Consider the following 13166-nt stretch of genomic DNA (forward strand, 5'->3'; position numbering starts at 1 on the left):
AAAGTGCAAAGCGGAACTTTCAGGCCATCGGCCAGCCTGTAGACCGGGTGTTGCGCTGACGGTCAAGCCGGTTCGGCGTGTTCCACCATCAATTGCACCTTGGTCGTGCCATTGTATTCGTTGGCGTCCAGCCGGAACGCCACCCGCGCCCGTTCGCCGACGGCATCCGTGTGGCCGAACCAGATCGCGTCGAAGCGGGCGCCGTTCTTTTCGAGCAGCAGTTTCAAGTGCCGTTCTTTCAAGATGCGCTGGCTGACCACCCGGAATTCGTCGCAAAACACCGGCGGCGCAAAACCCTGGCCCCACACCTGGCCATCCATCAGCGCGATGAAGTCGGTGGTGTAATACGCGTCTTCCAGCGGGCCGTCGGTTTCGATCACGCGTTCCAGTTGCTGCTGGCTGAGCCAGGCCCGCCCGACCGCTTCGAACGCCTGTGAAAACGCGTCGAACGCGTCGGCGCGGATGGTCAGGCCGGCCGCCATCGCGTGGCCGCCGAATTTGTCGATCAGACTGGGCGCGCGTTTCGACACCAGGTCGAGCGCGTCGCGCAGGTGAAAACCGGGGATCGAGCGGCCGGAGCCCTTGATCCAGCCGTCGGCGCCGGGCGCGAAGGTGATCGTCGGGCGGTAGAATTTTTCTTTCAGGCGCGACGCGACGATGCCGATCACGCCCTGGTGCCACGCCGCGTCGAACACGCTGATGGTGCTGCTGTTGGCCGGTTCGAACTGGTCCAGGTGCAGCAAGGCCGTATCTTGCATTTCGGCTTCGATTTCGCGCCGCTTCAGATTGATGTCGTTCAGTTGCTGGGCCAGCGCCCACGCGCGGCCTTCGTCGTCGGTGATCAGGCATTCGATGCCGAGCGACATGTCTTGCAGGCGGCCGGCGGCGTTCAGGCGCGGCCCCAGCGCGAAGCCGAGGTCGAACGGGGTGGCGCTGCGGGCCTCGCGGCCGGCCACACGGAACAGCGCCGCCACGCCGGCGTGCATCTGGCCGGCGCGCATGCGCTTCAAGCCTTGCGCGACCAGGATGCGGTTGTTCGCATCGAGGCGCACCACGTCGGCCACCGTGCCGAGCGCGACCAGGTCGAGCAAGTGGTCCAGCTTCGGCTGGGTTTGCTGGTCGAAGATGCCGCGCCGGCGCATTTCGGCGCGCAGCGCCAGCAGCACGTAAAACACCACGCCGACGCCGGCCAGGTGCTTGCTCGGGAAGCCGCAGGCGGGCTGGTTCGGGTTGACGATGACGCGCGCGTCCGGCAAGGTCTCGGCCGGCAAATGGTGGTCGGTGACGACCACTTCGATGCCGCGCCGGTTCGCTTCGGCGACGCCGTCGATGCTGGCGATGCCGTTGTCGACGGTGATGATGATGTCGGGCGATTTTTCGCGCGCCGTCAGCGCCACGATTTCCGGCGTCAGGCCGTAGCCGTACTCAAAACGGTTGGGCACGATGAAATCGACGTGCGCGCCCATCGCCCGCAAGCCGCGCAGCGCCACGGCGCAGGCGGTGGCGCCGTCGCAATCGTAGTCGGCCACGATGACCATGCGTTTATGGGCGGCGATGGCGTCGGCCAGGAATGCGCCGGCGGCGTCGATGTGCAGCAGGCCGGACGGCGGCATCATCGATTTCAGTTCAATCGACAGCTCCTTGGCGTCGACCAGGCCGCGCGCCGCGTACAGCCGCGCCAGCACTGGGTGGACGCCGTCCTGGCGCAGCATTTCGGATACCCGGAACGGGCAGGGGCGGGTGGCGATGCGGGTACGGGTCATGTCGACAACTTGTTCAAGGTGATGGCGCGCCAGAATTTGCGCTGGGCGTTTTTGTTGCCGCTGAATTCGGCGCAGGTATCGCGGTTGCTCAAGACCAGCGTCAACTGGCCGATGCGGCCGTCTTTGAGCGCCGCCAGCAACGGTGCGAACCATTCCTGTTCCAGGCGCTGCATCTGCATCAGCCAGCCGGACCAGTCTTCCGACAGGCCGGGGCCGCTCAGGCTGCCCAGCACGGCCAGCGCCTGGCGCGGATTGTCTTTGAGTATGCCGTCCAGCGTCGCCGCGCGGCGGCCCGGTTCGGCCAGCGCCGCCGTCCACGACGGCACGTCGGCGGTATATAACGGGGGGCTGGCGCTTGGCGCTGGCTGTGCCGCGCCGCCCCACAGCCAGAAGGAATTGACGGCGCCGAGGCCGCGCTGCTGGCGCGCTTGGTTGACGGCGTTTTCGTACCACAGCATTTGCACTTCGTTTTGCAATTTGCGCGACGCCAGCGCGTTGGCGCCTTCCGGCATCCAGCCATTCAGGTTGTGGCCGGTGGCGGTATCGGGCGAGGCGGTGGCCAGTTGGGCCCAGTCGTCGGCGCGCATGAACCAGGTATGCGCGTCGCCATACAGCAAGGGTTTGCCCAGTTCGTCGAAATACGGCCTGGCGCCGTCGAACAGCGCGCGGCTGTCCGCTTGATCCAGCGTCAATTGGCGGGGGTCGCCCATTTGCAAGTGGTTACGGGCGATTTGCACATGAATCGGATGGATTAAAAACCAGCAGCCGCCATCCGGCTGCAAGCCGTAGCCGCGCATCGCCGCCTGGGCGAACGCGGTGCTCGCGCCGCTGCCGTGCGGCGCCGGGCTCAGGCCCAGCGCATGGGCCAGCCAGGTTTCATGCGGCAGCACGCGGCTGCCATTGTCGACCGGGGTGACGGCGTATTGGCTGGTGCGTGACAGCAAGGCCGCCAGCGCGGGCGCATGGAGTGCGCGGATCAGGTCTTTGGCGAGCTCTGCCATTGGCAGGGCGAAGGGCAGGACGATGGTAAGTTGATTCATCCCGAGATTGTAGGGCATCCGCCGCTGTTTTTGTGCGGCGAGCCTGAGAAAAGCGCGGACAAACCAGGCTGGCCCGTGCTTGCCGATGGCATAAATGGTGTGGTGAAATCAATTTCTATGGCACACTGCGCGCTCACAGGGTTTTCCATTGCGGGATCGCATGAGCATCATCAAGAAATTTCCATTCGAATGGCAAATCGGCGTGCGGTATACGCGCGCCGGCAAGCGCAGTGCGCGCAACAGTTTTATTTCCTTTATTTCACTGATTTCCGTGGCCGGCATCGGCCTCGGCGTGGCCGCGCTGATCGTGGTGTTGTCGGTGATGAATGGTTTCCAGAAAGAAGTCACCGACCGGCTGATGTCGGTGCTGGCCCATGTCGAGGTATTCGACACCCGTGGCGCGATGCCGGACTGGCAAGACCAGGTCAAGGCCGCCTTCGCCAATCCGGCAGTGCGCGGCGCCGCGCCGTTCGTCGAAACCCAGGGCATGCTGCTGCACGACGACACCATGCGGCCGTCGGGGATCCGCGGCGTGCTGCCGCAGGAAGAACCGAAAGTATCCAGCGTCGCGGCGCAAGTCAAACAGGGCAGTTTCGACGACTTGAAGCCGGGCGCCTTTCATATCGTGCTGGGGGTGGACCTGGCGCGCGCGCTCGATGTCACGGTCGGCAAGAATGTCACGCTGCTGCTGCAGCGCGAGCCGGAGCCGGGCCAGCCCGCTTCCACGCTGCTGCCGCGCATGCGCGCCTTCACCGTGGTCGGTATTTTCGAAGCCGGTCACAATGAACTCGATTCCAGGCTGGCCTTCATCCACATGAACGACGCCGAAAGCCTGCTGCACCTGGCCGGGCCGTCCGGCCTGCGCTTGAAACTGGCCGACATGGACCGCGCGCCGCAAGTGGCGCGCGAACTGAAGGCGTCGATGCCGGGCGACTTGTGGATGCGCGACTGGTCGCGCGTCAGCGCCAGCTGGTATGCGCTGGTGCAAAGCCAGAAAAACATGATGTTCATTATCCTCAGCATGATCATCGCGGTGGCGGCCTTTAACCTGGTGTCGACGCTGGTGATGAGCGTCACCGACAAGCAGGCCGATATCGCGATCCTGCGCACGCTGGGCGCGTCGCCGGCGTCGATCATGAAGATTTTCATGATCCAGGGCGCGCTGGTCGGCTTGCTCGGCAGCGCGCTGGGCGTGGCCGGCGGGGTCGTGCTGGCGCTCAATGTCGGCAGCATCGTGCCGGTCATCGAGCATCTGCTGGGCATGCATTTCCTGTCGAAGGAGATTTACCAGATCAGCACCGTGCCGTCCGACGTGCACTGGCTGGACGTGCTGCATATCGGCTTGATCGCGTTCGCGCTGTCGCTGGTGGCGACGATTTATCCGAGCTGGCGCGCGGCCCGCGTGAAACCGGCCGAGGCCCTGCGCTACGAATAATGCCTGCGATTAAGGATGCATTAAGCATCGCCATGGGCGTACACGCCCATGTTTCCCAATTTATATGGCACACTGCTGAATCACACGTATCGGATCGCCGGAGCACATGAGTATCCTTAAGAATTTGCCGTTTGAATGGCTGGTCGGCTTGCGCTACACGCGTGCGGGCAAGCGCAGCGGCCGCAATAGCTTCATTTCCTTCATTTCCCTCATTTCGATGGCCGGCATCGGCCTGGGCGTGGCCGCGCTGATCGTGGTGCTGTCGGTGATGAACGGCTTCCAGAAGGAAGTCACCGACCGCATGCTGTCGGTGCTGGCGCATGTCGAGGTGTTCGATGCCAGCGGCAGCATGCCCGACTGGCGCAAGGATGCCGCCGCCGCCTTCAGGAATCCGGAAGTGAAGGGCGCCGCGCCGTTCGTCGCAACCCAGGGCATGCTGCTGGGCGACGACGTGCTGCGTCCGGCGGAAGTGCGCGGCGTGCTGCCGGAAGAAGAGCCGAATGTGTCCGACGTGGCGAAGCAAACCAGACGCGGGAATTTCAATGATTTGAAGCCGGGCGCATATAACATCGTGCTGGGCATCGAACTGGCGCGCGCGCTGCGCGTCAGCCTCGGCGAAAAAGTGACCTTGATGCTGGCCCAGGGCCAGGTCACGCCGGCCGGCGTGCTGCCGCGCCTGCGCACCTTCACCGTCACCGGCATCTTCGAGGCCGGCCACGCCGAATTCGATTCCAGCCTGGCCTTCATCGACATCACCGACGCCGAACGCCTGCTGCGCCTCGACGGCCCGTCCGGCCTGCGCCTGCGGCTGAGCGACATGAACCGCGCGCCGCAAGTGGCGCAAGACTTGAAGGCGTCCATGCCCGGCAATCTGTGGCTGCGCGACTGGTCCAAGCTGAACGCCAACTGGTTCGCCGCCGTGCAAACCGAGAAGCGCATGATGTTCATCATCCTGGCGCTGATCATCGCGGTGGCCGCGTTCAACCTGGTGTCGACGCTGGTGATGACGGTCACCGACAAGCAGGCCGACATCGCCATCCTGCGCACGCTGGGCGCGTCGCCGCGTTCAATCATGAAGATCTTCGTGATCCAGGGCGCGCTGGCCGGCATCCTCGGCACGATACTCGGGGTCGGCTGCGGCGTGCTGGTGGCGCTCAATATCGACGTCATCGTGCCGTTCATCGAACATCTGCTGGGCGTGCAATTCCTGTCCAAGGATATTTATTTCATCAGCACCGTGCCGTCCGATCTGCGCTGGGCCGACGTGTCGAAGATCGGCGGGCTGGCGGTGGTGCTGGCTTTCCTGGCGACGCTGTATCCAAGCTGGTGGGCGGCGCGCGTGAAACCGGCGGAGGCCCTGCGCTATGAGTGATATGACAAGCGATGTGACGAGTGATTTTAAGAGCGAAGAAGTAATGAATACGACCAATCAAGTTTCACAAGGGCCGGCCGTGCTGTCGTGCCGCAGCCTGGCCAAGACCTTCACCCAGGGCAGCTATTCTGTGCAGGTATTGGCGGGCATCGACATCGACATCTACAAGGGCGAGCGGGTCGCCATCGTCGGCGCGTCCGGTTCCGGAAAATCGACGCTGCTGCATCTGCTGGGCGGGCTCGACACGCCGACCAGCGGCAGCGTGACCCTGCTGGGCAAGGATTTCGCGACCCTCAGCGAAAAGGCGCGCGGCGACTTGCGCAATGAATCGCTCGGCTTCGTCTACCAGTTCCATCACTTGCTGCCGGAATTCTCGGCGCTGGACAACGTCGCGATGCCGCTGATGATACGGCGCATGAAACGGGCGCCGGCGACCGAACTGGCGCAGCAGATCCTGACCCGGGTCAACCTGGCCAAGCGCGTGGTCCATGTGCCGGGCGAATTGTCCGGCGGCGAACGCCAGCGGGTGGCGCTGGCGCGCGCGCTGGTGACCCAGCCGGCTTGCGTGCTGGCCGACGAACCGACCGGCAACCTCGATCACGCCACCGCCGAACAGATCTTCGACCTGATGCTGGAATTGTCGCGCACCCTCGGCACCGCCTTCGTCATCGTCACCCACGACATCGAACTGGCGAAACGCTGCGACCGCGTGCTGCGCCTGACCGACCAGGGCTTGCAGCCTTACTGATCATGTGGATCGATACCCACTGCCACCTGGACGCGCACGAATTCGGCGACGAGTCGCCGGCGCTGGCGGCGCGGGCCGCCGGGCAGGGCGTCGGCATGATCGTGATCCCGGCGGTGGAGCGGGCCAACTTCGGCGCCGTCGCGCAACTGGCGGCCGGCGCGGAGAATGCCTGCTATGCGCTCGGCATCCACCCGATCTACGTGCCGCAAGCCGGCGCAGACGATTTGCTCGCCTTGCGCGGCGCGGTCGAGGCCGCGATGGGCGACCCGCGCTTTGTCGCGATCGGCGAAATCGGCCTGGATTTCTTTATCCCGATGCTGACCGAAGCGGCCATGCGCGACAAGCAGGAGCATTTTTTCCGCGAACAGCTGCGCATCGCCCGCGAATTTCATTTGCCGGTGCTGATGCACGTGCGCCGCTCGCAAGACACGGTGCTGAAACATGTGCGCCAGATCCGTCCGGCGGGCGGCATCGCCCATGCGTTCAACGGCAGCTTCCAGCAGGCGCAAAGCTATATCGACCTGGGCTTCAAACTCGGTTTCGGCGGCGCGATGACGTTTACGCGCGCGCTGCAAATCCGCCGCCTGGCGGCCGGGCTGCCACTGTCGTCGATCGTGCTGGAAACCGATGCGCCGGACATTTCGCCGAGCTGGCTGCACCCGGGGCGCAACAGTCCCGAGCAATTGCCGCGCATCGGCGCCGTGCTGGCCGAGTTGCGCGGCCTGGATCTTGAACAAGTCGCCGCCGCCACCAGCGCCAACGCGCACGCGGTGCTGCCGCGCCTGGCATATGCCGCAACCGCCTGATCATTGCTTCCCATGGCTGCCGTAGCCATTGTCACCGGTTGGCGGCGTTGATGCCGGCCAGCGGCGGCGCAGCGCTGGCCACATAAATAAGCCTGGGCGCGCATCGACCTGATGCGTGCTTACAACGGTCAACAGCCAGGCGCCCCGCTTCGGGCGGTGATCGCGATCGTCAATGCGGCCGAGTCCTGTGACATCCCGCCGCGCCTGCTACTTGGCAAAGCGGCACTGGCTGACGCCCGTAAAAAGGTCGACATGCTAAGCAAAAACAGCGGGGCTTGGGCCGAGCTGAATGGGGCGGCGGACTTCCCCCAACAGGCCTGATTCACAAAAATAGTTGTTTTGTTATGCGTGTGGGGCTTTCCTTTTCTTATTAGTGATAGTATATTTCCCAAGGGAAACATTTCCTTTATTTCTTTTGTTTCCACAATCTAAGATGTTCCCATCAACGACATCCTTGCGAGATATTCATCACATGAGCACACCATTCGAACTGGACGGCCAACGCCGCAGACAATTATTGAAGCTGGTCGCTTCGACCATCGCCGCCGGCGGGCTAGCCGCCTGCGGTGGTGGATCGGGCTCTTCCGGATCTTCCGCCGCCGCGTCGTCGGTGGCGGTACCCGGCGCCGGACCGGCGCCCGTGGCGCCGCCAGCCGCCAAGAGCGCAAAACGCGGCATCGCCTACGACCTGTCGGCGCCGGCCGACCTGTCGGCGCTGGCGCCCGGCATCAGCTGGTGGTACAACTGGGGCAGCCGTCCGAACAGCGCGGTGCCGGCGGATTACGCGACCCGTTATGGCATGGATTATTACCCGATGCTGTGGAACGGCCAGTTCAACGGCGCCGATGTCGAGGCTTACCTGACCGCCAACCCTGGCGTCAAATACCTGCTGTTGCTGAACGAACCGAACCTGACCGACCAGTCCAACCAGACGCCGCAACAAGCCGCCGCGTTGTGGCCGCGTTATGAAGCGATTGCGGCGCACACCGGCGTCAAGCTGGTCGGCCCGGCGATGACCTGGGGCACCATGCCCGGCTTCAGCGACCCGGTGGTGTGGCTGGACGCCTTTTATGCGGCATACCGGGCGGCCAATGGCGGCCGCGATCCGCAGATCGACTACCTGGCGTTCCACTGGTACGACTATGGCCTGGGCGGCCAGCTCGACCGTCTCGTCAAGTATGGCAAGCCGTTCTGGGTCACCGAAATGGCGAACTGGCACAGCCAGAACGATGGCGCGCAAATCGACACCGTCGAAAAACAGAAGAAGCAGATGACCGAAATGGTGGCCTTGTGCGAAAACCGCGCCGACGTGTTCCGTTACGCGTGGTTCATCGGCCGCTGGAATCCGGATCCGCATTTCACCAGCCTGCTGGGCGCCAGCGGCCAGTTGACGGAGCTGGGCCAGCATTATCTGTCGCTGCCGTTTAAGGCGCAGTAAGCGGGATAGGTCCGGCGCTGGAAGCGCTGGATGATTGCTGACCGACTTGCTCGGCCATGTCATCCAGCGCGCCGTCGCCTTGCGGTAATCGCATCCTTTGCCAGCCCTGGCAGTCAGCTTTTCTCCGCCGATACACACACATCAAGCGCCGGCCTGTTTGCTGCTGGCGTGATCTTCGCCAGCAGCAACAGCGAAAGAAACACACTGGCGGCGCCGACCATCGAGATATCACTGAGCGAGCCGGCCTGTATCACCAGTGCGCCGACTATCGCCCCTGCCGCCATGCCGAACTGTATCATCGAGGCATACAAGCTGAAGATGATGCCGGTCGATTCAGGCGCCAGGCTGATCAGGCGAAATTGCAGGGCAGGGCCCGACGACCAGGCCGATACCGACCAGCTAATCAACAAAACGTACATGACCCAGCTGATCTGGCCGAATAGCGCAAACAGGACCAGCGTCGCGCAGTGCAGCAGCAAACCGGCAAGCAGTGTTAACACATAGCCGGAGCGGTCGGTAAACCGTCCGCCGAGCTGCGAACCGGCAATGCTGGCCAGCCCGCACACCAGCAGCATGATGCTGATCTCGCCATCGGCCATATGCGACACGCTGGACAGATAGGGCGAAATGTAGGAGTAAATAATCGAGAAGGCGCTGATCCAGAAGAACGTCATCACATACACGAGGGAGATCTGCTTGTTTTTCAATAGCTTGAGTTGCTGTCTCAGCGGTATCGCCGTCTCGCCCTGGGTACCGGGAATGACATGGATGACGGCAATCAGGGAAATCAGCGTCAGCAGTCCTAGTCCCAAGAAGATATAGCGCCAATCCATCATGCCGGATACTACCCGGCCCAGCGGCACGCCCACCACCAGTGCGGCGCTGAAGCCGACAACGACCATGGCAATGGCGCCCGCTTTTTTGCCGGGCGCAGCCAGGATGGCGGCCAGGGTCAATAGAATGACTTCCACCACGCCGGCGCTCAGGCCGGACACCGCCCTGGAAACATTCAGCAATCCGTAACTGGTCAGCAGGATGGTGCTCAAGTTGGCGACGGCAAACACCAGCATAAAGCCGATCAGTAGTTTCTTCCGGTCGAATTGAGCGGTCAGGGTAATCACGATCGGCGTGCCGACCGCAAAGGCGATGGAAAACACCGTGATCATTTGCCCGATCAGCGGGACGGGGAGTTTCAAGTCCTGGGCAATCTGTTCCAGGATGCCGGCAATGATGTATTCCGCAGTGCCAATCAGGAAACTGATCAATGTCAGCAGATAGATTCTCATCGTGTTATTCATATGATATGGTATTCATGGGAGGGATTTTAATTTGTAAATTAGCTTATTGACTAATTGTTGTGCCAGATTGGCTTTACGTCGATACGGATTCTTAGGCCGACCGTATATCTTCAGCAAACTCCTCCATTGCCGAAGGAATCCGTTTGAAATAGGTGAATTTTCCGATGCGTAAAGACGTCAGAAAACCGGCCTGCACCAGTACTTTCAGGTGCGCGGAAGCCGTCGGCGGGGCAATGCCCAATTTCTCGGAAATATACAAGCCGCACACCCCGGCGTTCTGATCAAAATCCCCAGGAGCAAAGTGCAGCTCCGGCGTCTTGAGCAATTCAAGCATCTGTAGGCGGTTGGTGTTGGCGAGCGCGTTGGCTTTGACAAGAACGGATTTCATGCATCGAATATTAGTGAATTAACTAATTGTTGTCAAGTGATGCCGTCCCCGGGGGGGCTGGCGTGCGCATCAATTGATCTACATTAGCGCCGCGCCAAATCACCGGGCGTGGGCGCCGCGCATACTGGGCCATCTTTGTGACCGGGCCATCGACCATGCGTTGTGCGATCCTCGGATTTGTCGCCGGCGCGGCCTTGCTGCAAACCCGCGCGGTGTTGCCCGGGCAGGCGACCATGCTTGCCTGTAGCGTTGCCGCCGTCCTGATCCTGCTGCTATGGCGTGGCCCGCTGCGCGCCGCGCTGGCCGGTCTTGTATTGGGATTTTGCTGGGCCGCGCTGCTGGCCCAGTTCGCGTTGGCGCCGCAACTGGCCAAGGAAGACGAGGGGCAGGATATCACGCTGGTCGGCACCATAGACAGCCTGCCTTATCATTTTGCGCAAGGCGTGCGTTTCAATTTCGCGGTGGAGCGGGTGCATGGCGATACCAGGGCGCCGGCTAGGGTGCCGCCGCGGATAGCCTTGTCGTGGTATGCGGGGTTTCGGGATACGGTCGCCGGGGCCACGCAGGTCGGCGACGTGCAGCCCGGCGAGCGCTGGCAATTGACGGTGCGGCTGCAACGGCCGCATGGCAACGCGAATCCCCATGCCTTCGACTATGAAGTGTGGCTGCTGGAGCAGGGCTTGCGCGCTACCGGTTATGTGCGGCCCGGCCACAAGAACCGGCGCATCGACAGTTTTGTGTTCAGTCCCGGCAACCTGGTCGAGCGCAGCCGCGCCGCCTTGCGCGAACGTATCATGCGCAGCCTGGACGGCAAACCGTACGCCGGCGTGATCGTCGCGCTGGTGGTCGGCGACCAGCGCGCGATTGCGCAATCGGACTGGAAAGTATTCAACCGCACCGGCATCAGCCACCTGATCTCGATTTCCGGTCTGCATATCACGATGATCGCCGGCCTGTTCGCGCTGATCGCCTCGCACTTGTGGCGGCGCTCCTTTTTCACCGGCCGGCAATTGCCATTGATCTTGCCGGCGCAAAAAGTCGCCGCGCTGGCCGGCGTCTTGGCCGCGTTGCTGTATGTGCTGCTGGCCGGCTTCGGCGTGCCGGCCCAGCGCACCTTGTACATGCTGATCGTGGTCGCTATCGCGCTGTGGTCGGGGCGCATCACGAACGTATCGCATGTGCTGTGCAGCGCGCTCGGACTGGTGGTGCTGCTCGATCCGTGGGCCGTGCTGTGGCCGGGGTTCTGGCTGTCGTTCGGCGCGGTCGCCATCATCCTGTATGCGACGGTCGGGCGCACCGTGCGCCGGCCCGATCCTTTACTTAGCCGTGGCCAGCGCCTGCGCGACAAGCTGATGCTGGGCGCGCATACCCAGTATGTCGTCACGCTGGGACTGGTGCCGCTGACGATGCTGCTGTTTTCGCAGGTGTCGCTGGTCAGCCCGGTGGCCAATGCGCTGGCGATTCCCTTGATCAGCCTGGTCGTCACGCCGTTGTCGCTGGCCGGCAGCTTGCTGCCGGCGCCATTGTCCGGCGGGTTGCTGTGGCTGGCGCACGCCATCGTGCAAGGCTTGGCGATGCTGCTGGAATGGCTGGGCGCTTACCGTTTTGCGGTGTGGAGCGGCCCGGCGCCGCCGTGGTGGAGCTTTTGCTGGGCCTTGACCGGCACCTTGTGGATGCTGGCGCCGCGCGGCTGGCCGCATCGCTGGCTCGGCGCGCTCAGCTGGATACCGCTGCTGACCGCGTTACCGGCCCATCCGCCGGATGGCCAGCTGTGGGTCACCGCGTTCGACGTCGGGCAGGGCATGGCGCTGCTGATTGAGACCGGCCATCACCGCCTGCTGTACGACACCGGGCCGTTTTATTCGCCCGATTCGGACGGCGGCAACCGCGTCATCGTGCCGTACCTGAAGGCGCGCGGCATCGACACATTGGATGGGATGATCGTGTCGCACAGCGACGCCGACCATGCCGGCGGCGCGCTGTCGCTGCTCGATAATCTGCGGGTCGGCTGGGTGCTGTCGTCGCTGTGGCCGTATCATCCGATCGTGCAAGCGGCGGCGCGGCATCGGCATTGTGTGGCGGGACAGGGCTGGAGCTGGGATGGCGTGCGCTTCGAGATGCTGCATCCGTTGCCGGCCAGCTACGACGACGCGGCGCTGAAATCGAACGCGCGCAGTTGCACCTTGAAAATCAGCGTCGCCGGCCAGTCGATGCTGCTGGCCGGCGATATCGAAGCGGTGCAGGAAGCGCAATTACTGATGCGCGCCCGCGACCAGCTGGCCGCCGATGTGCTGCTGGCGCCGCACCACGGCAGCGGCACCTCGTCGACCGCGGGCTTTCTGGCGGCGGTGCATCCCGGCCTGGCGATTTTCCAGGTCGGCCATCGCAACCGCTATCAGCATCCGAAGCCGGAGGTGTACCAGCGTTACGGCGAGCTGGGCATCCGGCGGCTGCGCACCGATGAATCGGGCGCGCTGACGCTGCGGTTTGGCGCCGGCAGTGCGGGCATCGAGGTGGAGGAGTATCGCCGCGAGCATCGGCGCTACTGGCATGGACAGTAGATATGCTTTGTTTGAATCTCCACGAGTCTGCTAGACACTCGCGAGCCTTTCAAAATGCCTTCGCTCAAACTCTACTGGCGAAAGCCTGTCATTAAATCCGTGGCGGCGCTTCGGATTGTAGAACATCTCGATGTAGTCGAAGATGTCCTGCCTGGCGTCATCCCTTGTTGCATAGGTCTTGCGCTTGATGCGCTCACGCTTCAGCAGTTGGAAGAAGCTTTCAGCGACAGCATTGTCGTGACAGTTTCCACGTCGGCTCATGCTTGCTTCCAGCCGATGCGCAGTCAAGAAATCGCGCCAATCCTTGCTAGTGAACT

The 13166-nt window shown here is 63.1% G+C and carries 10 protein-coding genes and 1 pseudogene (1 of these 11 running past the window's edge); 6 read left to right on the forward strand and 5 right to left on the reverse strand.

Going from position 1 to position 13166, the window contains the following annotated elements; all coding sequences use genetic code 11:
• Positions 1-62: 62 nt before the first annotated feature.
• On the reverse strand, positions 63-1763 hold the full coding sequence (gene recJ, locus GJA_RS10185) for a single-stranded-DNA-specific exonuclease RecJ (protein ID WP_038491705.1): 1701 nt from the start codon (positions 1761-1763) through the stop codon (positions 63-65).
• Positions 1760-2764 (reverse strand): hypothetical protein, encoded by a 1005-nt coding sequence (locus GJA_RS10190; protein WP_242404505.1) that lies wholly within the window; start codon positions 2762-2764, stop codon positions 1760-1762. The genes recJ and GJA_RS10190 overlap by 4 nt, the downstream gene beginning before the upstream one ends.
• Before the next feature lie 199 nt (positions 2765-2963).
• Here GJA_RS10190 and GJA_RS10195 point away from each other — a divergent pair, with 199 nt between their 5' ends.
• The 5 genes from GJA_RS10195 to GJA_RS10220 all read left to right on the forward strand — a co-directional run bounded on the left by GJA_RS10195 (position 2964) and on the right by GJA_RS10220 (position 8602).
• On the forward strand, positions 2964-4238 hold the full coding sequence (locus GJA_RS10195; RefSeq protein ID WP_038491711.1) for a lipoprotein-releasing ABC transporter permease subunit: 1275 nt from the start codon (positions 2964-2966) through the stop codon (positions 4236-4238).
• 106 nt (positions 4239-4344) lie between these two features.
• Entirely contained in the window at positions 4345-5610 is a 1266-nt protein-coding gene (locus GJA_RS10200; RefSeq protein WP_038491713.1) for a lipoprotein-releasing ABC transporter permease subunit, read from the forward strand.
• Positions 5611-5653: 43 nt separating this feature from the next.
• Positions 5654-6358: a lipoprotein-releasing ABC transporter ATP-binding protein LolD gene (gene lolD / locus GJA_RS10205; protein ID WP_038499364.1), complete on the forward strand. Its 705-nt coding sequence runs from the start codon at positions 5654-5656 to the stop codon at positions 6356-6358.
• Between the two features lie 2 nt (positions 6359-6360).
• Entirely contained in the window at positions 6361-7164 is an 804-nt protein-coding gene (locus GJA_RS10210) for a TatD family hydrolase (RefSeq protein ID WP_038491716.1), read from the forward strand.
• Between the two features lie 472 nt (positions 7165-7636).
• On the forward strand, positions 7637-8602 hold the full coding sequence (locus GJA_RS10220) for a glycoside hydrolase family protein (protein ID WP_081905330.1): 966 nt from the start codon (positions 7637-7639) through the stop codon (positions 8600-8602).
• A gap of 113 nt (positions 8603-8715) precedes the next feature.
• On the opposite strand, the gene GJA_RS10225 is transcribed toward GJA_RS10220, so the two are convergent.
• A complete protein-coding gene (locus GJA_RS10225; protein ID WP_038491722.1) occupies positions 8716-9900 on the reverse strand; it encodes an MFS transporter in 1185 nt (394 codons plus the stop codon).
• A 91-nt stretch (positions 9901-9991) separates the two neighbouring features.
• Complete coding sequence (locus tag GJA_RS10230; RefSeq protein ID WP_038491726.1) at positions 9992-10288, reverse strand: ArsR/SmtB family transcription factor; 297 nt, start codon at positions 10286-10288, stop codon at positions 9992-9994.
• Between the two features lie 155 nt (positions 10289-10443).
• On the opposite strand from GJA_RS10230, the gene GJA_RS10235 reads away from it, so the two are divergent.
• A complete protein-coding gene (locus GJA_RS10235) occupies positions 10444-12849 on the forward strand; it encodes a DNA internalization-related competence protein ComEC/Rec2 (RefSeq protein WP_038499370.1) in 2406 nt (801 codons plus the stop codon).
• Positions 12850-12879: 30 nt separating this feature from the next.
• Here GJA_RS10235 and GJA_RS26645 read toward each other — a convergent pair.
• Positions 12880-13166, reverse strand: a pseudogene (locus GJA_RS26645) (IS3 family transposase); it runs 901 nt beyond the window's last position.

The sequence above is a fragment of the Janthinobacterium agaricidamnosum NBRC 102515 = DSM 9628 genome (genome assembly GCF_000723165.1).
Lineage (GTDB): Bacteria > Pseudomonadota > Gammaproteobacteria > Burkholderiales > Burkholderiaceae_D > Janthinobacterium > Janthinobacterium agaricidamnosum.